This is a genomic window from Sphingomonas sp. Ant20, from assembly GCF_000783375.1.
Lineage (GTDB): Bacteria > Pseudomonadota > Alphaproteobacteria > Sphingomonadales > Sphingomonadaceae > Sphingomonas > Sphingomonas aerolata.
Map to the genome: position 1 here is coordinate 66,487 of NZ_JRVI01000014.1, position 22,701 is coordinate 89,187.

Annotated in this window: 16 protein-coding genes and 5 pseudogenes; 8 read left to right on the forward strand and 13 right to left on the reverse strand. The window is 63.5% G+C overall.

Going from position 1 to position 22,701, the window contains the following annotated elements:
- Positions 1 to 158 precede the first annotated feature (158 nt).
- Positions 159 to 587, forward strand: a complete 429-nt coding sequence (locus tag NI18_RS03865; protein ID WP_037528244.1) for a heme-binding protein — start codon at positions 159 to 161, stop codon at positions 585 to 587.
- A 117-nt stretch (positions 588 to 704) separates the two neighbouring features.
- Here NI18_RS03865 and NI18_RS03870 read toward each other — a convergent pair whose 3' ends face one another.
- From NI18_RS03870 to NI18_RS03915, 10 genes and pseudogenes are all read right to left on the reverse strand, one after another.
- Positions 705 to 1,361 carry a peroxiredoxin-like family protein gene (locus NI18_RS03870; RefSeq protein ID WP_037528247.1) on the reverse strand — a complete coding sequence of 219 codons (657 nt, stop codon included), beginning with the start codon at positions 1,359 to 1,361 and terminating at the stop codon, positions 705 to 707.
- 11 nt (positions 1,362 to 1,372) lie between these two features.
- Positions 1,373 to 2,782 carry an LLM class flavin-dependent oxidoreductase gene (locus NI18_RS03875; protein ID WP_347574798.1) on the reverse strand — a complete coding sequence of 470 codons (1,410 nt, stop codon included), beginning with the start codon at positions 2,780 to 2,782 and terminating at the stop codon, positions 1,373 to 1,375.
- Positions 2,700 to 5,234 carry a TonB-dependent receptor gene (locus NI18_RS03880; protein WP_037528248.1) on the reverse strand — a complete coding sequence of 845 codons (2,535 nt, stop codon included), beginning with the start codon at positions 5,232 to 5,234 and terminating at the stop codon, positions 2,700 to 2,702. Before NI18_RS03880 ends, NI18_RS03875 begins: the two co-directional genes overlap by 83 nt.
- A gap of 118 nt (positions 5,235 to 5,352) precedes the next feature.
- Positions 5,353 to 6,372, reverse strand: a complete 1,020-nt coding sequence (locus NI18_RS03885; protein ID WP_084215026.1) for an ABC transporter substrate-binding protein — start codon at positions 6,370 to 6,372, stop codon at positions 5,353 to 5,355.
- Positions 6,372 to 7,472 (reverse strand): annotated as a pseudogene (locus NI18_RS03890) (LLM class flavin-dependent oxidoreductase). Before NI18_RS03890 ends, NI18_RS03885 begins: the two are co-directional and overlap by 1 nt.
- Positions 7,473 to 7,501: 29 nt before the next feature.
- Positions 7,502 to 8,724: pseudogene (locus tag NI18_RS03895) on the reverse strand (rhodanese-like domain-containing protein).
- The gene (locus tag NI18_RS03900) at positions 8,721 to 9,335 is read right to left on the reverse strand and encodes a cysteine dioxygenase (RefSeq protein ID WP_037528250.1); all 615 of its coding nucleotides are present in this window, start codon (positions 9,333 to 9,335) and stop codon (positions 8,721 to 8,723) included. The pseudogene NI18_RS03895 and the gene NI18_RS03900 overlap by 4 nt, the downstream one beginning before the upstream one ends.
- Positions 9,335 to 10,093 carry an ABC transporter ATP-binding protein gene (locus NI18_RS03905; RefSeq protein WP_037528252.1) on the reverse strand — a complete coding sequence of 253 codons (759 nt, stop codon included), beginning with the start codon at positions 10,091 to 10,093 and terminating at the stop codon, positions 9,335 to 9,337. The genes NI18_RS03900 and NI18_RS03905 overlap by 1 nt, the downstream gene beginning before the upstream one ends.
- A gap of 1 nt (position 10,094) precedes the next feature.
- Positions 10,095 to 10,895: an ABC transporter permease gene (locus NI18_RS03910; protein ID WP_052148971.1), complete on the reverse strand. Its 801-nt coding sequence runs from the start codon at positions 10,893 to 10,895 to the stop codon at positions 10,095 to 10,097.
- A gap of 177 nt (positions 10,896 to 11,072) precedes the next feature.
- Positions 11,073 to 11,918, reverse strand: a complete 846-nt coding sequence (locus tag NI18_RS03915) for a LysR substrate-binding domain-containing protein (protein WP_037528255.1) — start codon at positions 11,916 to 11,918, stop codon at positions 11,073 to 11,075.
- 428 nt (positions 11,919 to 12,346) lie between these two features.
- Here NI18_RS03915 and NI18_RS03920 point away from each other — a divergent pair.
- From NI18_RS03920 to NI18_RS03950, 5 genes and pseudogenes are all read left to right on the forward strand, one after another.
- Positions 12,347 to 12,749: pseudogene (locus NI18_RS03920) on the forward strand (transposase); the annotation flags it as partial.
- A gap of 85 nt (positions 12,750 to 12,834) precedes the next feature.
- A protein-coding gene (locus NI18_RS03930; RefSeq protein WP_306286230.1) for an IS3 family transposase occupies positions 12,835 to 13,970 on the forward strand; the annotation gives its coding sequence in 2 pieces (ribosomal slippage) (positions 12,835 to 13,101 and positions 13,104 to 13,970; 1,134 coding nt in all).
- A gap of 58 nt (positions 13,971 to 14,028) precedes the next feature.
- A pseudogene (locus tag NI18_RS03935) lies at positions 14,029 to 14,802 on the forward strand (IS3 family transposase); the annotation flags it as partial.
- A complete protein-coding gene (locus tag NI18_RS23005) occupies positions 14,699 to 15,274 on the forward strand; it encodes a methyl-accepting chemotaxis protein (protein WP_084215027.1) in 576 nt (191 codons plus the stop codon). The pseudogene NI18_RS03935 and the gene NI18_RS23005, both read left to right, overlap by 104 nt.
- Positions 15,275 to 16,137: 863 nt before the next feature.
- A complete protein-coding gene (locus NI18_RS03950; RefSeq protein WP_306286227.1) occupies positions 16,138 to 18,858 on the forward strand; it encodes a TonB-dependent receptor in 2,721 nt (906 codons plus the stop codon).
- A gap of 222 nt (positions 18,859 to 19,080) precedes the next feature.
- On the opposite strand, the gene NI18_RS03955 is transcribed toward NI18_RS03950, so the two are convergent.
- Complete coding sequence (locus tag NI18_RS03955) at positions 19,081 to 19,458, reverse strand: antibiotic biosynthesis monooxygenase (protein WP_037528270.1); 378 nt, start codon at positions 19,456 to 19,458, stop codon at positions 19,081 to 19,083.
- Positions 19,459 to 19,639: 181 nt separating this feature from the next.
- On the opposite strand from NI18_RS03955, the gene NI18_RS03960 reads away from it, so the two are divergent.
- Positions 19,640 to 19,936 carry a helix-turn-helix domain-containing protein gene (locus NI18_RS03960; RefSeq protein ID WP_306286228.1) on the forward strand — a complete coding sequence of 99 codons (297 nt, stop codon included), beginning with the start codon at positions 19,640 to 19,642 and terminating at the stop codon, positions 19,934 to 19,936.
- Positions 19,937 to 20,196: 260 nt separating this feature from the next.
- Here the strand turns inward: NI18_RS03960 and NI18_RS03965 are convergent, their stop codons facing one another.
- Positions 20,197 to 20,544: a hypothetical protein gene (locus tag NI18_RS03965; RefSeq protein ID WP_128082071.1), complete on the reverse strand. Its 348-nt coding sequence runs from the start codon at positions 20,542 to 20,544 to the stop codon at positions 20,197 to 20,199.
- Positions 20,545 to 21,155: 611 nt separating this feature from the next.
- On the opposite strand from NI18_RS03965, the gene NI18_RS03970 reads away from it, so the two are divergent.
- Complete coding sequence (locus NI18_RS03970) at positions 21,156 to 21,770, forward strand: hypothetical protein (protein ID WP_037528278.1); 615 nt, start codon at positions 21,156 to 21,158, stop codon at positions 21,768 to 21,770.
- A 132-nt stretch (positions 21,771 to 21,902) separates the two neighbouring features.
- On the opposite strand, the pseudogene NI18_RS03975 reads toward NI18_RS03970, so the two are convergent.
- A pseudogene (locus NI18_RS03975) lies at positions 21,903 to 22,672 on the reverse strand (SGNH/GDSL hydrolase family protein).
- Positions 22,673 to 22,701: the final 29 nt, after the last annotated feature.

Below are 22,701 nucleotides of genomic sequence, written 5' to 3' on the forward strand. Positions count from 1 at the left end.
GATCAACCGGGGCATATTTGTGTGCAGCAATTGCGCAAATCGGGCGCCGCGTGATCGCCAAAGGCAGTAGAGGCATTCCTCCCATTGGCCATTATCCCGGCCAACCTTACGCCTATTACCCGTCGTGCCGGATAGCGGTCGATACAAAGGAACCATGCATGGTGCGCATCACGCTCGAACTTGCCAGCAAGATTATCACGGCGACGCTGCAGCGGAGGGTGGAGCTCGGTTTCAAGCCACTCTGCGTGGCGGTGCTCGATCCCGGAGGGCACCTCGTCGCGCTGCAGCGTGAAGACGGGGCTTCGACGCTGCGGCCCCAAATCGCGATGGCTAAGGCGGGCGGGTCGCTCGCGCTGGGCGTATCGAGCCGCAAGATCGCGGAGATGGCGTCGGAGCGACCGACGTTCATCGCGTCGCTCGGACCGATCTCTCCGCACGGCGTCGTGCCTGCGGCGGGCGGCATGCTCATCGTCGATGCAGAGGGCCAGTTGATCGGAGCTGTCGGCGTGACCGGCGACACATCCGACAATGACGAGGCATGTGCGCTTGCCGGCGTCGCTGCGGCCGGGCTTTCGGTCCTGGAGTGAATGCGGCAAATTGATCGTGCCGACTGCTCGCGTCTCGATCGACCCGAAATGTGCAAGCGCCATGGCTGTTTGCGGTGGCACGAAGCGGCCATGGGCATCGCTCAACTTTCTGATGAATTAGACTTTCACGATGATCGATCGGACGGCGTCGATGATGGCGTCCGCCTCGGTCCTTTTCATCCAGTCGGGCGTCACATCCATCCAGGCGACAACACCTTTTTCGTCGACCACAAGCGCCGTTGGGAAAGGCAATTCCCACGTGCCCGTGCCGGTCACCTCCCCCAAGGGTATTGTCGCGGCCTGCTGGGTTGCTGAGTTCGCTTCAAAGGTGATGCCGAACTGGCGTGCGAGGTGGTTGTCGCGGTCGGTCGCGATGGTGAAGTCGAGCGCGTGGCGTTGCTGTATCTCTGACAGTCTCGATGGAATCTGCGGGCTGATCGCGACGAGCGGTACACCTAGGTCGCGCAGGGTGGGCCAGAGCGCGCGCTGATAGACCGGTAGTGCGACGTTGCATGCGGGGCAGCCGGCGAACCTGAAGAAGATCAGCACGGCAGGGCCCGTGGCGATCAGGCTGTCCAGTCGTATCGTCGTACCATCCACGGCTTCGAGCGAGAAGTTTGGCATCGGATCGCCGATCTTGATCGCGCGCGACTGATCGAAGCCGATGACGAGTTCGTGTCGCTGGCTGGCGTTCAGGCCCAGCTGCGCAGGCGTCCAGCTGTGGTCACGCTCGTCTTGCAACGCGCCAAGCGCGGCGCGGACGGATTCGGTCATGAACGGTCTCCTCACACGTGAAAGCTGTTGGCGGGGCGATCGAGCCCGAAATGGCCGCGCAATGTCGATGCAGAATAGTCGCGGCGGAATACGCCGCGTGACTGGAGCAACGGCACGACGTCGTGCAGCATCCGGTCGACGCCCGCCGGCATGAACGCTGGCATGACGACGAACCCGTCGCAGGCTTCTTCGACGAGCCAGCGTTGCATCTCGTCGGCGACGGTGCGCGGGCTGCCGACCATCTTGGCGAACGACAGGCTCGACCCGTACCAGCGACCGAGGTCGGCGAAGGTCCAGCCTTCCTCGATCGCCTTGCCGATGACGTAGTGGAAGCGGCCTTTGCTACCCCGGATGAGGTCGCGGATGTCGGGAACGGGCTCGTCGAGCGCGTGGTCGGCGAGGTCGTAGTTCATGCTCCCCGACATGAAGCTGAGCCCCGCCAGCGGTTCGACCAGCGCGTCGAGTTCGCCGAGCAGGTCGGCAGCGGCATCGTCGCTGTCGGCGATGATCGGTACCATGCCGGGGAGGATCCTGACCGCGTCCGGCGATCGTCCGGCGGCGGCGACATCATCCTTGAAGCGGCGATAGCCGGCCTTCGCACGATTGATGTCGGGATAGACCGCGAAAACCACCTCAGCGTTGCGCGTCGCGAGATCTTGGAACGCGCCGGATGCCCCGGCCTGGATCAACACCGGGTGACCCTGCGGCGGACGCGGCAGCGACAGGGGGCCCTTCACGTCGAACCACTTGCCCGCATGATCGGCGTAATGGACCTTCGCCGGATCGCCATAAATGCTGGCCGCCTTGTCAGGCGCGATCGCGTCTTCTTCCCACGTATCCCAGAGCCGGCGGACGACATCGAGATATTCGGCGGCGCGGTCATAGCGCGTGGCGTGGTCGTAATGCTCGGCGCGGCCGAAATTATGTGCTTCGGCGTCGCTGACCGAGGTCACCGCGTTCCACGCCGCGCGACCGCCGCTGAGATGGTCGATCGACGCGAACATCCGGGCGACGTGATAGGGCTCGGTATAGCTGGTCGAGATCGTCCCGCCGAGGCCGATGCGCTCGGTCGTGACCGCAAGCGCCGACAGCAGCGTAAGCGGCTCAGTGCCTCGCGACGCGCGGTAGCGGACCGTCGTTGAGAAGTGGTTCCCGTAGAGATCGTCGACCGCCAGCTTGTCGGCGACGAACAGCATGTCGAACTTGGCGGCTTCGGCTTGTGCAGCGAGGCGGCGGTAGAAACCAAAGCCTTGGTCCGCGCCACCTGCTTGCGGATGCCGCCAGCCGCGTGGTGAATGCCGTCCGCGGTCACGAACAGCGCAAGGTGCATCTGGCGGCTCACAGCGACACGCCCACCCGCGCGTAATAGGATCCGCCGCTGAGCCCGAACGGGGCGAACCCGCCATAGGCACCGCTGCCATCGGCGGCGATTAGGCCGTTACGATCGGGATAGGTGTCGAACAGGTTGTTGGCGCCGACCGCGAGCGTGACGCGGTCGGTCAGGTCGTAGCCGATGTCGAGATCTGCGACCCATTTGCCGCCGAAGGTCCGGTCGCCGCTCGCGACGTTGCTCGATTCGGTGTAACGGCCGTAACGCGTTGCGCGCGCGAGCGCATGGACGCGACCGAGCGACCAATCGTTGGTCAGCACCAGCTTCGTACGCGGTAGCGCCGCCACCAGATCACGCTGCGCCTGGCGGCCGAACAGCACGACGTTGAGCGAACTGAGCGCGGCGGGATTGTCGGCGATGCTGAGGATCTTGGTCTTGTTGTAGCTATACGCCGCGCTCAACCGGAAAGCGCCGAGGCCGGTCGTGCGCAACGTGTATTCCGCGACCGCGTCGATGCCACGCGTGCGCGTGTCGATCGCGTTGGTGAAGAACTGTGCGCTGTCGACGCCGGTCACGCCGTTGGCGATCAAGATGTCGCGGATCGCGGTGCCGCCGTTCGACGCCGTGCCGAGGAATTCGGTCTTGACGATGCGGTCGTTGACGCGGATCTGATACGCGTCGAGCGTGAGATGCAGGGCACCGGCTTCGTAGGTGATGCCCGCGGTGTAGTTGAGCGACTTTTCCGGCTTCAGCGGTTGTGCACCCAGCGCAATCGCCGCGGCACTATTCACCGGCAGGAACTTGGCGATCGTCGAGACGGGCGTGTTGCCGATCACCGTCGTGGTGTTCTGCGTGGTCGAAAATCCGGTCTGCGCGAGCGACGGCGCGCGAAAGCCGGTGTTGACGCCGCCGCGGATAGCAAGGCCGGGCGCGAGTTCATAGCGCGTCGAGACCTTGCCGCTGAGCGTATTGCCGGCGGTGTCGTCGTAATGCTCGAACCGACCGGCGACGCCGATGAACCACGCGTCGGTGACGTTGGTCGCAAGATCGACATAGCCGGCCAGGTTGTTGCGGCTGAGCGAGGCGGCGTCGGCGGGCGAGGTGCCGGTGAACGATACGAGCCCCGGCGACGGATAGCGACCGCCATAGAGTTGCCCGAACGGCGTGTCGTCGACCGGAATCTGGTAGCCGCCGTTGCGATAGCTGTCGGGTTCGCCCGCACGTGACTGGAAGCGTTCCCAGCGATGCTCCGCGCCGACCGAGATCGACAGCGGCTTGGCAAGGCCGACCTCGACGTCGCGACTGAGATCGAGATTGTTGACCCATAGATCCTGGATCTGCGTGCCCATGTAGAAGCTGGTCGGGCTGGTCGGCCCGATCGAAGGGTTCAACGTGTTCTCGGCACCCAGCCAGACGCGATCGCGGCCGAAGCTGGAACTCAGGTCCCATGCCCAGCCCGCCAGATCGCCCTTCGCGCCGCCGGTGACCTGGAAATCGGTTTCCTTGATCCGCCGATACGCCTGGAAACCGGTCGGGTAGAGCTGCGGCAGGACCGCCACGCCGCTAGTGTTCGCCTGGCCGCCATAGCCGGTGGAGGAGGGGATATAGGCGCCGCGCGCGTCGCGAATGTCGCGGTAGCTGAGCGTCGAGAAGCTGTAGAGGCGCAGCGTATCGCCGACCGGCAGCTCGGCATTGTACGAGCCGTTGATCATCTTGTCGCGGTTCGAGCGTCCGTATCCGCCGGCATAGACATGGTCGAGTGTCGCCTCGCGCGGGTCGGGTTGGCCGTTCACCAGCGGCAAAATCCGCGGCACTGCGTCGGCGGAGGAGTCCGCGCGATCATGGTATTTGGCTTCGACCGCGGCGCGGAAGAACCCGCCTTCGCCGAGTTTCGTGCCATAGCTGAGATCGGTCTGGAGCAGCGGCGCGCCCTTCGAATATTGCTGGCCGCCGGTGATCGAGAAACGCCCGCCCTTGGGCGCGTCGTCGAGGATGATGTTGATGACTCCCGACACCGCATCCGAGCCGTATTGCGCCGCCGCACCGTCGCGGAGCACTTCGATGCGGCCGACCGCGTTGGTCGGGATCAAGTCGATATCGACCGGGGTCGAACCGCCCGAGATACGCGAGAGGTTGTTGATCAGCGACGTGGTGTGGCGGCGTTTGCCGTTGACCAGCACGAGCAGATAGTCGCCCGAGAGCCCGCGGATCGCGATCGGCTTGACGCTCGCGGAGGTGCCGCCGCCGCCGAGTGCGGGCATCGTCAGCGAGGGTACGATGTTGCCGAGGATTTCCTTCAACCCGGTGCGGCCGGTCGCCTGCAGCTCGCGGCGGCTGATGACGTCGATTGGCACCGGGCTGTCGGCGACGGTCCGCGCCTGTCCGCCACGCACACCGGTGACGATGATAGTGTCGTCGGTGCCGCCGCCCGTATCCGGCGCGGTTAAGGTCGTCGCGGGGGCCGGTGGCGCGTTTTGCGCGAAGGCGGGTTGAGCGAGGGTCGCGAGGGCGACACCGGCGAGCAGGCGAGAGGTCGATGTCATGATGATGTCCGTGGGCTAGGCGCGCGTCTCCGATCCCGCCGAAGCGGGGACGCGCGAAGGAAGAACGAGAGACGGTCGTGCGGCGCAGCCGCGGTCGGGTCAGGCCCGCATTCGAAGCTCAGCGTGCACCGGGCGCTCCTTGGTCGAGCGGGAGATACGCGTCGTCGAGCGGTCTATCGCCTGTCACCGCGCCTGCCTTGCGGAACTGAGCGACGACATCGCGTTCCTCGGCCTTCACTGTGTCGTCGAGCGGTACCCGTGCCATTGGCAGATGCCTGGCATGGAACAGTGCGATCTTGAGCGGCAGACCAGTCTCCTTGGCGAGCACCTCGGCATAGTCTTCTGGATGCGCGCGGGCCCAATCGAGTGCGTGGGATTCGCGTTTCAGGTAATCGGTCAGGATCGCCTTCTTCGCCGTTGCCGCGCTCGCGTTCGCCGCGTCAAAGCCATAACCGCTGAGATAGTCCGCGCCATCGGCGACGACGCGCGCCCCTTCGGCGAGCGCGGTCCCACTATAGGGGGACCAGATCGACCAGGCATCGATCGAGCCCGTATCGAACGCCGCCTTGGCATCACCCGGCGCGAGGAAGATCAGGCGGACGTCGGCGGGCTTAAGACCCTTCGCATCGAGCGCACGCAGAAGGAGGTAGTGGCCGACCGAGCCGCGTGTCGTCGCGATCCGCTTGCCGCGCAGACTGCCTGAATCGACGATCCGCGACCGCGCTGGCACGAGGATCGCGAGGCTTTCGCGCGGTCGCGACGTCGCGGACTGCACCGCCACCGCCTTGATCGGACTGCCACTCTGATAGGCGAAGTGGAACGGCGCGTCGCCGACCATCCCGACGTCGACGGCACCCGCGCCGATCGCCTCCAGCAGCGTCTGCGCGGCGGGGAATTCGGACCATTCGACGCGGTAGGGCGCACCCTCGAGCACGCCCGAGGCGAGCATCAGCGCCTTCGTGCCGCCGCGCTGGCTGCCGACGTGCAGCACGTCGCCGCTCGCCCCGCCGCGTCCGAGCCACGCGTACAGGCCTGCCGCGAGCACGACGGCCAGCAGCAACGGCCACCAGCGTTTCAGGCCTTCCGCTGGAGGGGGCGGCGTCGCGGCCACCCCCTCGTCATCCGTCCAGTCCGGCATCAGCCCACCGCCCGCTTCGGTTCGAGATCGCGCTCTGCATCGCGCTCGGCGATCAGCTCGTGGACAACCGGCAGCAGGTCGCGTCCGTAGTCGATCGCGTCCTGCAACGGCTCGAAGCCGCGGATCAGGAAATGGTCGATGCCGAGGTCATAGTAATCGAGCATCGCGTCCGCGACCTGTTCGGGCGTGCCGACCAGTCCGGTCGAATTGCCCTGCGCGCCGCCGAGCGCCGCGACACCCGTCCACAGGCGCTTGTCGACGCGGTAGCCCTGGTTGGCGGTGTCGAGGAGCCGCTGCGAGCCGGCGTTCGGTGGCGCGTGACCACTGATTGCAACGCCTGCCGTCTCGCGGAGGTCGCGCACCTTCTCGACGATCTGGTCGGCCTTTTTTCCATGCCGCTTCTTCGGTATCAGCGATCACCGGGCGCAGCGACAGCGAGAAGCCGGGATTGCGACCATAGCGCGCGGCGGCGTGGCGAATCGTGCCGACTGCTTCGCGCACCTGCGCCTGCGTCTCGCCCCACAGCGCGTAGACGTCCGCGTGGCGCCCGGCGACGTCGATCGCGGCGGGCGACGATCCGCCGAAGAAAACGGGCAGATTGGTTGGCTTGATCTGGCTGAACGCCTGGCGGACGTTGTAGAAACGGCCGTCGTGATCGAACGGCGTGGCGGATGACCATTCCTGTTTCAGGATCTCCAGATATTCGTCGGTGCGGGCGTAGCGATCGTCCTTCACCGAGTGATCGCCGTCGCGTGCCATTTCGCTGTCCGCCCCGCCGGTGATGATGTGGACTGCGACGCGCCCGCCGGAGAGCTGGTCGAGCGTCGCCAGCTGGCGCGCGGCGAGCGTGGGCTGGGTAAAGCCGGGGCGGTGCGCGATCAGGAAACCGAGCTTGGTGGTAATGGCTGCGGCGTGCGCGGCGACGATCTGGCTTTCGGGGCTGTCTGAGCCGAACGGGATCAGGACGCGGTCGAAACCACCCTTTTCCTGCGCGATCGCGGCGGCTCGACATAGGCCTTGTCGAGGCCGCGTGCCTTGCCGACGCCGTGGATTTCGGACGCGTCGTTGAAACCGATATAGCCGATGAACTTGACGGGCATGACGTGTCTCCTGTGGGGGCGTTCGGGGATCAAATGACGTAGAAGCCGTGCGTGCCGTCGCGCGCGAGCTGGTCGACCAGGCCGTATTCCCAGTCGAGATAGGCCTGCATGGCGGCGGCGGCGTTGTCGGTGCCTTCGTAGGGACGCTTGTACCGGTGCGCGGGATCGCCCGGCGGGATCGTCGGACCGGCACCGGTTTCGAGCAGACCGTCGAAGCCGCCGTCCAGGACGAATACGTCCCATCCCATTTGCGCGAGCCACGATGCGGTCATGTCGGCTCGCGGCCCGATGTCGTCGGCGAGGACGATGCGCGCGCGCGGACGGGCGCGGCGATGTCGGTTTCCTGCACGAGCTGGCCGCCGGGATAGGACCGGAAGCCTGCGACGTGACCAGCTTCGTATTCGTCCGGACGGCGCACATCGAAACGGTAAAGTGTGCGGCTTGTGTCGCGCTCAAGCGTCGTGAGTTCCGCTGGCGTCAGGCGCTTGACCCCGGCGCGGTAGGCGACGGCGCGGGCCGTAGCCGTGGTCTCGTCGCTCTGCCGCACCTCGGGCGCAGGACGGTCGCTGCCATGTGCCAGCGACTGGCCCGCCAGTGTCCAGCCGATCGTGCCGTTGCGCAGCGCGACGACCCGGTTGGGGATTCCGGCGTTGATCAGCGACTGCGTGCCGATGATGCTCCGCGTGCGACCAGCGCAGTTGACGATGATCGTCGTGTCGGGGTCGGGCACTGCCTCGGCCACGCGCAATACGAGTTCCGCACCTGGCACGCTGGTCGAGCCGGGGATGTTCATCGTCGCATATTCCTCGAACCGGCGCGCATCGAGGATCACGATGTCGGCCTTTTCCTCGATCAGCGCGGCGACGTCCTCGGCTGCGAGCCACGGCGTGTGGCGGCGCGCCTCGACCAGTTCGCCGAACGCCTTCGAATAGGAGTTCACGTCCTCGAAGACTTCGAAGCCCGTCGCGCGCCAGCCTTCGAGTCCGCCTTCAAGCGTCTCGATGTTCGTATAGCCAAGAGCTGTCAGCGTTGCGGCGGCGGTCGCTACATAGCCTTCGCCGTCATCGTACAGCACGATCGGCACGTCCTTGCGCGGCAGGCGGATCGCCGATTCGAGGTCGATACGATCGAAGGCGAGGTTGGCGGCGAACAACGGATGGCCAGTCGCGAATGCCGCCTCATGACGGACGTCGAGTAACGCGACTTCATGTCCAAGCAGCAGCGCGGTGCGGATGTCGTTTGGGGTAGTCATGCGGGGGCTCCCGAGCGGTCCCAGAGGTTCGGCAGCACGGCGTTGGCATAACCCGACACGAACCGCTTCGGCGTGCCCGCCGCGTCATAGGTCGCGCGTTCGACCGCGCCGATATTGCTGCCGTAGAGGTGGATGCTGATCGACACGCGGTCGTCGAACGCGTTCGATACGCGGTGGATATCGCCGACCGATGGCGAGACCGCCTCCACCTCACCCGCTTCGAGCCGCTCGATCGCGCCGACCGCGTGGAGTCCGCCATCCGGATACCGCGCGAACCGTTCGGACAGTTCGGCGCCGCGCAAGACTCCGACCAACCCCCAGACGCGGTGATCGTGGATCGGCGTGGCCTGTCCCGGTCCCCAGACGAAGCTGACGACCGAGAAGCGCTCGCGGCTGTCGCAGTGGAGCAGGTACTGGCGATAGCGGTCAGGGTCGGGCGCGGCATAGGCATCGGGCAGCCAGTCGTCGTGCGCCACCAGTCTGCCGAGTGCAGCGCTGCCTTCCTCGAGCATTGAACGCTCGTCGCGGGTACGATCCAGCAACGCGCCGATGCCGGTGACGAAGTCGCGCAGCCGGTCGAGCCGCGGGCGATCCTGAACCAAGCTCGCCATCACTCGGCCTTCACGAAGGGCAGGGGCTCGTCCCGCTCGACACCGAGCGAACTCAACAACCGCTCGCGCAATGCCGCCGCGATGCTCGTTCGCTGACCGCGCGGGACCGAGATCCGCTCCTCGACAACGATCCGCCCTTTATCGAGCACCAGCACGCGGTCGGCCAGCGCGATCGCCTCGTCGACGTCGTGCGTCACCAGCAGCACCGCGGGTTTGTGCGCGCGCCACAGCGCCATCACGAGGCCGTGCATCTTGACGCGGGTCAGCGCGTCGAGTGCTGCGAACGGCTCGTCGAGCAGCAGCAGTTTCGGTTCGCGGACCAGCGCGCGGGCGAGCGCCACACGCTGCGCTTCCCCACCCGATAGCGTCAGGGGCCACGCATCCAGCCGGTGGCCAAGCCCGACTTCGCGCAGTGCCGCTTCTGCTCGGTCGCGCACGTCGGCGCCTTTCAGTCCGAGCCCGACATTGCGCCACACCCGCTTCCACGGCAGCAACCGCGCATCTTGGAAGACGACCGCACGCGACGTCGGGATCGTCACGTCCTGTGCTTCGGCGGTATCGAGTCCCGCGAGCGTCCGCAGCAACGTCGTCTTGCCCGACCCCGAACGGCCGAGCAGCGCGACGAATTCGCCCTGCACAATCTCGAGATGGAGATCGTCGAGCACGGTATCGGCGCCGAAACTGCGCGAGAAGCGTGACAGTCTGACGACGGGGCGAATGGGTTGCGGCATCGGAATGATGTGAGAGATCATGTTCATGTCAGGCCTCGACGAGCTTGGGGCGCCACGCGAGCGCGCGGTCTTCGATCAGGCGCACGGACTGGTCGGCGACGAGGCCGAGCCCGGCATAGACGAGCAGGCACACGACGATGATGTCGGTCCTCATGAAATCGCGGGCGTTGTTGATCAGGAAGCCGAGGCCCGCCGAGGCGTTGATCTGCTCGGCGACCACAAGGATCAGCACCGCGACCGAGAAGGCGTAGCGCAGACCGACCAGCAGTTGCGGCAGCGCGGCTGGCAGGACGATGTCGGTGACGATCTGTCCGCGTGAAAGGCCGAAGCTGCGCCCTGCGTCGATCAGCCGGACATCGACGCCGCGGATCCCGTTGTAGAGGTTGAGATAGACCGGGAAGAGCGTCGCGAACGCGATCAGCGCGATCTTGGGGGTCTCGCCGATCCCGAACCAGACGATGAACAGCGGCGACAGCGCCAGCGCAGGCAATGTCCGGAGCATCTGAACGGGCGAGTCGACCGCCGCTTCGCCCTCACGGGTAAGGCCGGCGATCAGCGCGAGGACGATGCCTAGGCTGACGCCGATCACCAGACCGGCGGCGGCGCGGCCGAGCGATACGGCGAGGTTTGCGGGCAATTCGCCCGACACGATCATCGACCAGAGTGTTCCTAACACCTGCGAAGGCGCCGCTAGCGTGCGGGTTGGGATCAGGCCAATCCGGGATGCCGCTTCCCAGGCCAGCATGAGTGCTATTGGCGATACCCAGCGGCTACGCTGCAGCTTGCTCTGCCATGATCGGCTGGTCGATCGTTGGGACGTCTTCGCCATGGACAGCCTTTCGGACGCTTCGTTTTCCGGAGCACCTTCAATGCGGTCTCAATTCCCATCGTTTCAATGGAGAATGACTTGCCAGTCTTATGAGCGTTGCAAATACGAGCTCAAAAAGCCATCGATTTCAACGCGTTGTTCGACCGGAAAAGAAAGCCTTTGCTGCCCTGAAGAGCGTCAATCTGCGCTGGCCGACTCAACAATCGAACGGAGGACGACTTCGTGGAGTCGGTCGAGGACCGGATGGCGCGTGTCGTTGATGCGCACAACATAGGCGACGCGGGGCAGTCCGGGGAGCCCGTCGTGAATTTCCGAGTCTAGCCCCATCAGAGCGTCGGTTCGACAGGTTATCCCGATCCCGCCCGTCACCGCCGCGCGGAGCGCCGACAGGCTCGGCGTCTCCAGCACGATCCGGTAGGGTCTGCCTGCCGCCTCGAGTGCAGCAATCGCGGCATCGCGGAACCGGCATGGCTTCTGGAGCACCGCCAAGGGCAGGATCGCGGCTGAGGTCAGGCGTGGATTACCCAGCCAGTGCATGTCGGCGGTGGCGACGGCGGCCTTATCGGTCTCCTCGCCGATGCACAGGACGATATCGAGACGGTCGGTCGCAAGCAGATCGAGCAGTTCGGCCGATCCCGCGACGCGAACGTCGAGCGACGCATCGGGGTTGCTCGACGCGAACACCGACAAGACGCCGGACAACAACGTTTCCGCGAAATCCTGCACGAACCCGATCCGAGCGGGGCCGGCGAGGCTGCCGTCGGCAAGTGCTGCCAGAGCACGGTCGTTGACGCTCAGCAGTTCGCGCGCATGCGGCAGGAACCGTTCACCCTGCACCGAGAGGACTAGCCTGCGGCCCTCCCGCCGGAACAGCGCGACCTGGAGCAGGTCCTCCAGCCGTTTCATCTGCAGGCTGAGCGCGGACTGGCTGACAAACACGCGGTCCGCGGCGCGCAACATCGAGCCGGCATCGACGATCGCGACGAAGCTGCGCACCACGTCGGTAGGAATGTTGACGGCCATAATGGGTCCTAGAAGCTAGGCGCTTATGCGTAGCAGCTAATCTGTATGGCGCCGATGAGAAACGAAGCGTCTCGCCTCCGGAAGGCGACATCATGAACGGGAATCGAGGCTTGAAGCGGTCCGATCGCGGAGATTAATGAACGGCCGAAGCTGGGCGCCGGCAAAGCAGGCTTGAACGTCTGCTTGTGGGTCGTCTGGAAGCAGTACGGTTACGCCCCAGTTCAACGACAAAACCGTTGAAGTCCTGACGTATTCCGCAGACCGACGGGTATCCGGCGACGTCCGCCCTACGTTACGCAGATAAAACAGCGGCAAAACGAGCCTTAGGCCGTGACCGGTGGCACCCCCTCCGGTAATGCTTCCACTGAGCTGCCCCCTTCTGAGCGGTCCAACGACTATGAGAGTCTGGATCAAGGAAGGGACGACGACTGCCTGCGAAAAAGCATAAGCCGGAAGAGATCATCGGGAAGCTGCGTGAAGTTGAAATCGTCCTGGGCCAGGGCGGGACGACCGCCGAGGCGTGTCGGCGGATCGCGGTCAGCGAGCAAACCTATTACCGCTGGCGCAAGGAATATGGTGGCCTGAAGACGGATCAGGCTCGTCGGATGAAGGATTTGGAGAAGGAGAACCTGCGGCTGCGGCGTGCGATCTCCGACCTGACACTGGACAAGCTGATCCTGCAGGAGGCGGCACGGGGAAACTTCTAAGCCCCGCGCGCGCCGACGCTGCATTGACCAAGTGAAAGAGGTGCTGGACGTATCCGAGCGACGGGTGTGTCGCGTGCTCGGGCAGCATCGGTCGACGCAGCGCAAAGTGCCGTGTGGGGCAGATAGAGGTGGCTCGGCAAATCTGGACAGGCTGCTAAGTGGAGTTTCTGCCTGAAGGCGGCCAGCATGGCTGCCGAACAGGAGCTCAGATGACGAAGCGAACACGCCGGAACCACAGCCCGGCCTTCAAGGCGAAGGTGGCCTTGGCTGCCGTGAGGGGCGAGAAGACGCTGGCCGAGCTGGCGCAGCAGTTCGACGTTCACCCGAACCAGATAACGATCTGGCGCGGCCAGTTGCTGGAAGGGGCAGCGGGGGTTTTCGGGTCGGACGGCCATAGTGAACCAGCCGAGCCTGCGATCGATGTGAAGACGTTGCATGCCAAGATCGGCGAGTTGACGCTGGTGAACGATTTTTTGTCCGGGGCGCTCGGGAAGGCGGGACTGTTGCCGAGCGCAAGACGATGATCGACCGTTCGCATGCGTTGCCGCTCACACGGCAAGCGCGGGAACTGGGGATCAGCCGCGGCAGCGTCTACTATCTGCCTAGGCCGACCTCGGCTGCCGACCTCACGATCATGCGGCGCATCGACGCGTTGCACATGGATTACCCGTTCGCTGGTAGCCGGATGTTGCGCGACCTGCTTGCCGCCGAAGGCATCAAGGTCGGCCGGCTGCACGTCTCGACGCTGATGAAGAAGATGGCGATCGAGGCGATCTACCGACGGCCGAACACCTCGAAGCCGGCTCCAGGGCACAAGATATACCCCTATCTGCTGCGCAAGCTGGCAGTGACGCGCCCCAACCAGGTGTGGGCGACCGACATCACGTACATCTCAATGGCGCGCGGCTTCGTCTATCTGATCGCTATCGTCGACTGGTTCAGCCGACGAGTGCTCAGCTGGCGCTTATCGATCACGCTGGAGACCGATTTCTGCATCGAGGCTCTGGAAGAAGCGCTAACGCGCTTCGGCGCTCCGGAAATCTTCAACACGGATCAGGGCAGCCAATTTACCAGCATGGCGTTCACCGCCGTCCTGCACCGCGAGAAGGTCGCGATCAGCATGGACGGCCGCGGCGCCTGGCGCGACAACGTGTTCGTCGAGCGCCTGTGGCGCTCTGTGAAATACGAGGAGGTTTACCTGCGGGCCTATGGCTCGGTCAGCGAGGCCCGCGCCTCGATCGGCCGTTATTTCGCCTTCTACAATGGACGGCGTCCACACTCGTCGCTTGACCGCAGGACGCCCGATCACGTCTATTTCAACCCACCGCTTCTCGCAGCGGCATGAAACCGGCGGACGCTCCACTTAGCAATCGCGCCGAGCTGTTCAGACAAACCGAGCCACCTCTGATGACGAACAGGCACTGACTGAGGACATCGTTGCGCTGGCCGGGCAGTATGGACGCTACGGTTACCGCCGGGTGACCGCACTGCTGCATGCCGCGGGGTGGTCGGTGAATCATAAGCGTGTCGAACGCATCTGGCGGCGTGAGGGGCTGAAGGTGCCACAGAAGCAACCCAAGCGTGGCCGGCTGTGGTTGAACGACGGCTCGTGCATCCGGCTGCGGCCGGAGTATCCGGGGCATGTCTGGGCATACGACTTTGTCGAAGCGCGAACGCACGACGGGCGCAAGTTCCGGATCCTCACGATCATCGACGAGGCCAGCAGGGAATGCCTGGCGCTGATCGTCGCACGTCAGTTGAAACACGAAGACGTGCTGGCGGCGCTTGCCGAGCTGTTCATCGCCCGGGGGCCGCCCGCGCATATCAGGTCGGACAATGGCAGCGAGTTCATCGCTACCGCGGTCCAGAAATGGCTCGGCCAGATCGGCGTGAAGACGCTGTACATCGCGCCGGGCTCGCCATGGGAAAACGGCTATAACGAGAGCTTCAACGGTTCGCTTCGCGACGAGCTGCTCAACGGCGAGATCTTCTACAGCCTCGCCGAGGCAAGGGTGCTGATCGAGGCGTGGCGGCGTCACTATAACACTGTCCGACCACACAGCAGCCTGGGCTATCGACCTCCAGCGCCAGCAGCAGCGACCCCGCCATTGCCAGCCTTCGGTTCCGCTTCGCTCCACCTACGCCCGGCAATGGCGGCGGAGGCGACAATGCACTAACTATCTACCCGGACCACCCGGTGGGGGCTGCTCAGAGGCGGCCCGTGTCGGCGAAGCCGGAAAGGGGTTTGCCGTCGTTGCCGACGCCGTGAAATCCTTGGCCGCGCAGACCGCGGAAGCGACGGGTGAGATTGCGGAGCAGATAACTGGCATGCAACGCGGCACCGGCGCAGCCTATGCCGGTCTATTGCATATTCGCGCGATGGTCGAGGACATGGCTCGCGGCACCGATGATCTCGCGTCGAGCATTGGCGAACAGGCGCAGAGCGGCCAGGTCATCAGCCGGAACGTGGATGGAACTGCTACAGACCTCGACCTGATCGGGCGCCTGGTGACACAGGTATCCGTCGCGACGCAAAGCACGACGGGGATGGCAGCCAAGGTCCGCATGGACTCACGGCTGGTCGAAGACGGGGCATCGTCAATCGATGCCGCCCTGTTGCGCTTCTTCGAGACGCTGCACGCAACTTGAGGCTACGCGCCGTCGATCCGGAGCATCGCACGGGCGCGGTTCAGCGTAGACCGCTGCCCTCCAACGCGAGGACCGCGGCCCGCATTGCTACGATGCGATCGGCAGCCGTGGGCGAAAGCTCGCCCCAGGAAAATGCCGAACGGTCACGCGCGCCTTCGCGCCACATCCGCGCAGCGACATTGTCCAGATCCGCAGCGGTCGGGGACCGGCCCGTCGACATGCAATCGACGATTTGATGGGGAACGAGCGAGGAAGCGCTGGACATCGGGAATACCTTCTACGGCAAGCGCTTTCCCTAGCTGCGTTTGATGGCACCAGAATGACAGGCACGGTGTTTTCAGACACCTAGCGATATGGAAATGCTTTCCGGAGCTTCGGGCCCTGACGCGGAAATCACGTCCAGCCATTGGCCGTGCTGATCCGAATATATGCCACAGCCATCGACGTGACGATCAAGTCATGCCGCATCGTAACATGCACGTCACAAGTTTACCGCATTCAGCCTGGAGCCGGATGCGGAAATTGGGGGCGCGATGTTTTAGATCTTGGCTGGTTGCTGGCGTCCGTCATTTTGACAAGCCGATGTAAGCGATAAAGTCGGGCGACGCGTACGCTTGCTGCTGCAACGCGACGGCATGAAGAATTGTCTGGTCTGCCCGATCAATAGTCGTCGCGTGCGCTAGAGCCAACGTATCACCGCAGGCGGACTGCCGTTCCATTAAGTGAAATATACCATGATCTCGAACGAAAACGCGTTCGGGGCGCGACGTCGCACGTCCAGCGATCACCTCGCGAGGTGTCACTGGCATATCAGCACCGGGGGAAACCGAACAATGATCCGTAATTTGAAGCATGTCGACCGCATGGCGTCCCTGCTCCTGGGAGCCGCGACCGCAGCACTGTCCGTGGCGCCGGCCGCTGCCCAAACCGTCGCGGCGCCCGTCAGCCAGGAGGCCGATACGGGCGACGAGATCCTCGTCTCCGGGTATCGCCGCAGCCTCGAAGAAGCGATCGACATGAAGCGCAACACGATCGGCTTTTCGGACTCGATCATCGCCACCGATATCGCCGACTTCCCCGAGCAAAATCTCTCCGAAGCGCTGCAGCGCGTGCCCGGCGTGACGATCGAACGCGAACGCGGCCTCGGCACACGCGTCAACGTCCGCGGCCTGCCGAGCGAATTCACCTTCGTGTCCATCAACAAGCTGGCGACCGCCTCGGGCTCGGGCGGCCGCGACGTCGAGTTCGACATCTTCGCGTCCGAACTGATCCAGTCGGTCACCGTGCAGAAGTCGCCGGTGGCGGCGGACGAGGAGGGCGGCATCGCCGGCTCCGTGCTGATCCGTACCGCGCGGCCGTTCGACAACCCCGGGCTTCGCGTGGTCGGCAGCGTTGATGGCGCGTATAATTCGATCTCCGAAAAGTTCGATCCCAACTTCTCGTTTCTCGCCAGCAAGACCTTTGGCGATTTTGGCGTGCTGGTCTCGGTCGCCAAGCAGCAGCGCACAAACCGCACCGATTCCAACTCGGGTATCAACTTCCGCCCGATCGCGCGCTGGACCGATCGTGCCAACACCGTCTACCGCAACCAGGCGATCGCGGTATTGCAGCGCGACGCTGGCGTGACGTTCACCGAAGCCAACAAGAACAGAATCGTCTTCCTCGATAAGGTCGGCGACCGCGTCTATCAGAACGATCAGGACCGCCTCGGGCTGTCGGGCTCGGTGCAGTACAAGCCGAGTGATGATTTCAGCCTGGCGTTCGACGCCTTTCTCGGATCATACGACACGACCGAGGACGAATATGACGCTGCCGGCTATTCGGCATCGAGCAATTCGACGCTCGAGACGATCCACGAATTTGATGCCAAGACGCTCGCGGATAGCGGCATCGTCGTGCTGCGCGACGTCTCCTACACCAACACACAGCATGAATTCCTGAGCAAGGAATATATCAACGAGACCGACTATCGGCAGTTCGGCGGGGAGATGAACTGGACGACGGGCAACTGGAAGATCAATGCACTGGGTGGCTATTCCGGCGCCAGGAAGACGCTCGACTATGCCAATCTGAAGCACGTCGCCTATGCGCCCTCGCGCACGCGCTATACCGAGAATGGCGGCGAAACGATCCCGAGCGCCAATCCGAAGACGATCGACATGTACGATGCGCCGAATTCGTATCTGTTCGAAGCCTATGAGACCACGCGCGAACAGATCAAGGACGACAAATATGCCGCTCAGATCGATCTGAGCTACCAGTTTGACTCGTCGGTGCTCAAGCGCTTCAATTTCGGTGGTCGCTACACCGACAAGACCAACGAGCGTCAATATGGCGAGGAGAAGATCCAGGGTCCGACCCGCGGCAGCACTGCCTATGTCAACACCCGCAAGCTGGGCGACAGCCCGCTCGAGACCGTCACCGACATCGTCGGCGGGAAAAACTACCAGGCACGCGACCTGAGCTGGGCGCAGGTCTCGAACGCCTATGCGCGCGACTTCTTCCGGCCCGACGGGTTCGTCACGCCGTTCAGCGATGCGAACTATTACAAGGTCAAGGAAGAGACGATCGCCGGCTATGCGATGGTCGATTTCGAGTTCGACGTGGCCGTGCCGCTCTTCGTCAATCTGGGTGGCCGCTATCTGCGCACCACGATCAATTCGGAAGGGTTCCAGCAGGTCCAGAACCCGAGCGGCTCGATCGGCCTGACCCCCGCGCCGGTGTCAAGCGACGGCAAATATGAGAAATTCCTGCCCTCGTTCAACGCGCATGCCGAGCTGACCGACAGCCTGTTCCTGCGCGCTGCCGCGTCGAAGACGCTGATCCGCCCGGCGTTGACCGATCTGGCGTATAAGCGGATCGCGAGCATCGGCAATTTCCGGTACACCGACGGCAATCCCGGCCTGAAGCCTACGCTTGCCGATCAGTGGGAAGTCGGCCTCGAGCAGTATCTCCCGCGCGGCGGTATTCTGGCAGCGTCCTATTTCTGGAAGAAGATCAAGGGTGTGGTGCAGAGCCAGTTGACCGGTGAGGTACCCGGCGTGACGGTCTACAATGCCAACGGCACGGTCAACGGCGTCTATGACTTCGACGTCTACCAGCCCGTCAACGCCAAGGGCGCGTACAAGGTCAGCGGCGTCGAGGTGAACGCAGTGATCCCGTTCGGCATGGTCGCGGACTGGGCGGACGGCTTCGGCGTCAACGCCAACGCCACCTTCCTCAACAGTTCGCTGACGGGGCAGTCCGACCTCGGCATCGATACCTCGCCGATCGGCCTTGCCGACAAGACCTACAATGCCACGGTCTTCTACGACAAGGGACCGCTGTCGCTGCGCGTCTCGTACAACCGCAAGGGTGCCTATGTGGAGCGGATCGAGCGCAACATGTATCCGGTCTACCGCGATGCCTATGGCCAGTTCGACGTCGCCGCCAGCTATCAAGTGACGCGCAACGTCCGTGTCGAGCTGCAGGGCATCAACGTCGGGAACGCGAAGACGACCGGCTACACGATGGATCCGTCCTTTCCGGCAATCTACGAATCCTCGGGCAGCCGCATCAGCCTAGGCGTTCGCGGGCAGTTCTGATCCTCGGCAGGCCTCGCCGTGGGGGCGGGGCCTGCCGCGTAATCTCGTTGTGGAGAATCCCCCAAGTCTCGCGTAGCGCCCTTGCCGCTCTCGCTCGACGCCAGCAACAGGACGGCACTCGCGACAAGTTCAAGCCGCCCCAGGCGCCGGAGTGGAACGCCTGTGATCAGCTCTTCGTCAGCTCCCGGCGTTGCGTCAAAATAGTACCGGATAAGACGTGTTTCAGTGCCTCCCGGACGAGACGACGTTCACGCGGATGCCGCGTTCTTTCAGCTCAGGACGGCATATCAAACGCCGCTCTGCCCGAAATTGAATAGGCGTCCGCCTGACGGTCGATAATGCCGAGTTTCCCGGCTTCTTCGAATACCGCTTTAAAATCGGGCGTGGAGAGGTGCGCGTCAACGCCGCCTGATCTCGCCAGGCTTCAATCAGGCGGAACGTGCCGGCGGCACCTACTTCCTCCGTAATGTCGAGAAATACACAGCCGTCCCGGAGTCTGGCTGCGCTCCCCATGCGCGAAGCGATATCCCGGAACGCCTCCACGTCGCTGAGCTGGATGCGATATGTTGCATAGATCAGGATGGTCGGGGTGTCGGTCATGTCCAAGCTCCATTGTGGCGACGGAAAAGATGATCGATCCCGTCGCGCACGTTTCCGGGATATGGACCGGCACTGGTACTGCGGGTAGAACCTACCTAAAGGTAAGTGTCAAAGAGGCTTGATGAACGTTCCCCGATCTGACGCTGCAAGTGACTGTGGCCTTGATGTCGCGCTGGCCATCATGGGCGGCAAGTGGAAGCCGCTGATCCTGTACCATCTCAGCTCGGGTCCGAGGCGGTTCGGCGATCTCAAGCGGGCGGTTGCCGGTATCAGCGAAAAGGTGCTGATCCAGCAATTGCGTGAACTCGCTTCGGCAGGCGTAGTGGTTCGTCACGATTATGGCGAAGTGCCGCCCAAGGTCGATTACACCGTCACGCCGTTTGGCATGACGCTGATCGAGGCTCTGCTGCCCCTGTGCGAGTGGGGCGTAAGGAACCGCACCCGCGCTTCGGCCATCATGACTTCGAGGGCGAGCTAGAGAGCCGTTAACTGCGCCTCGTTGCTAAGGCTTTCTCAATATTGTATCTTTTTTGAAGAGGCATCGCCGCGATGTCGGCTATTGCCGGCCGCCGTCCCGAAAGCCGCCGTTCCACTGTCCTCCCTCGGCGAACATCAGACTAACGTACAGAAAGGCGAGGCTGCTGATGGCCTGACATGTTTGCGGTCAGGCGCCCGGCGACGATCCTGGTAGCTGCCGTTTGAAATGCTATCTCCTCGCGCGTCCAAGAAGCGCTCGTGTCAAATCGTAGCTAAGGTTGCCGTGTGCAGCAGAGCGATGGCCAGGTTGCTCTTTACCACCGGATTGCGCCAGCCGACCGCGGGTATGGTCATCAGCTTGTAGGTTATCTGCATCGGAAACAAGACGCCGGCGATGGCGATCGACAGCGTCGTATTGCCCGAAGCCTGACCGATCAGCGCGACGGCGCTGGCCATTGCGATGGTCGCGTAAAGGCATGCAAGGATACGCCGCGCAGCACTGTCGACGCCGTAGCACACAGTCATCGCGGGCACGTCGCGCGCGATCAACGCTGGAATGACCGTCACAACGATAACATTCACGAGATGAGATAGGGTCAACAAGACCATGGCTTCATCCGATCAGAAGCTGGCGCATCGTCAATATAGAGATTCGATGCGTACCGGTCCAGCGCGGGCGCGGCTTATGCATCCGACAACAGACACGCCTGATCGGAATTGATCAACGAGGCGCTAAATCCGATCTATAAAATATCCTCGCGAATTAGCTAAGCTGCGAGTTCGTTGAGTATCTATAGGCCGATGCTTTTCAATCAACGATATCCCGGTTTAGCGTCCTTAGTCCGTAAGGTAGTCAGAAAAGTAGAAGGCCCACAAAGTAGCCAATTTTTGCTTTTACCGCCGTCAGACGAGCTCATTTAAACCGGACATTGCCGACGCAAGAAACGCGAGATAGATTCTAGCCATGTGGACATTGTTCCCTTGAAATATTGCGGCTCTGGGCATCCAGGCTTTCCGCTGCGGGCCTTCCGGGTGCGCTTCGGATTACCGGACCAGTCGGGAAGCTCTCCTGCCGTATGAGGCGGAACGGGGGCGGCTGACTCAAAGGATATAGATTGTTGGTGCGAACTTCCTAACTTAAGTCTACGAAAGCTACCATCAACGGCGTTCCGTTGGCTGAGAGACGCTGGAGTGCTCCCGCTTATCTGGGGGAGTGACCAATGTTTTGTTTCGAGCTAGAGCCTGCGATACCGCTTCTGACGGTCACCCAGAAAGGCGTTTGGACAGCCGCGACGGTGGCGACGTTTGAGCCGGCATTTCGGCAAGAGCTGAAACGGCTTCTGGTCTCGGGGCGGCCGACATCGCTGATTATCGAAATCAGAGCCACGGTGCCCAGGGATCTTCTTGTCACCAAGGCGCTGCGCGCAATGGTTGCGCGACTTGGACATCTCAACGCGGACAGAACCGCCGTCGTGTCGTCGTTGGGATTTGCAGATTTGCAAGCCGGACGCATTCCCGACCCAAATACACGGATTTTTACGTCGATCGTTCAGGCAAGGGATTGGGTGACGAACAAGCCCGGGGAAAGCCTCAGTATGACGTCAGGCAACGAGCCGAGCGATGCTAGCCCAGAAGGGTCCGTCGTCCATGTACGCGGCCCTGCAGACGTGGACTTTGTGCTTACCCCAGCCGCCGCGCTCGAAACGGCTAGGCGTATCAGCGATGCAGCCGTGGAAGTGCTTCTGGAAACCGCGAGCGCGACGGGCTCAGCGCGTCATTCCGATGTAAGCAGTTCCAAAGCCCGGACGCCTGATTTGGTGCCAGCATTGGAGTGAGGCTGAGGATGGAGAGCCTCTGCAACGCATCATTGCTTGATCATGACACGCGCACTTGGCGCCACCGGTCGGAGGTTCGCCACGGTGAACCTCCGGCCGGGTTGTATGCGCTGGGATCAGAAATCCCCAATGTCACCTGCCGAGCGCTTTGGCGATCGCCGCGGTCGCGAGGGGGCGCATGGCGGCATAGCCTGCGGGGTCGGGTGGACGCCGTCGGTTGCGTAGCCGGGCTTCATCGCCCCCGCCGGCGTCGAAAGTGCGGCGTGATAATCGACATAGGTGAAGCCATTGGCTTTGGCAAAGCCGCGCAGCCAGTCGTTGAGCGCGGCGATCTGCGGGACCGGGCGTTTGTCGGGGCTCCAGGGAAAGGCGGCGGCGGGGGGAACCGAGGCGAGGATCACCTTGATCCCGTGCGCGCGCGCGAGTTCGGCCATGCTCCGGATATTGCCTTCGACAGTCTCGATCGTCGCGGCGCCGGTGTTGCCGGCGATGTCGTTGGTCCCGGCCATGATGTGGACTGCCCGCGGTTTGAGCGCGATGACATCGCTGCGGAACCGGACGAGCATCTGCGGGGTCGTCTGCCCGCTGATCCCGCGATCGACCACGCCGTTCGAGAACAATGCGGCGTCGGCATGGATCCAGTTGTCGGTGATCGAATCGCCCATGAACACGACGCGGACCGTCTTGCCGGCGAGTCCGCGATTATCCGCAGCGTAACGGCACAACTGGCCAAAGTCGCGGGTCAGCATATGCCGTTTCCACGCTGCCCAGCCGGCTGAATCGGCCGGTGCTGGATGTTGCGGGCAGGGGTCGGCGACGATACCCACCGGATCGCTGGCATAGGGCGTGTCTGCGTCACTCGTCTGCGCGGCGACGGTGATTGGCAACACAACAAGTATCATTGGCAAGAGCCAGTGTTTCATCGCCATGC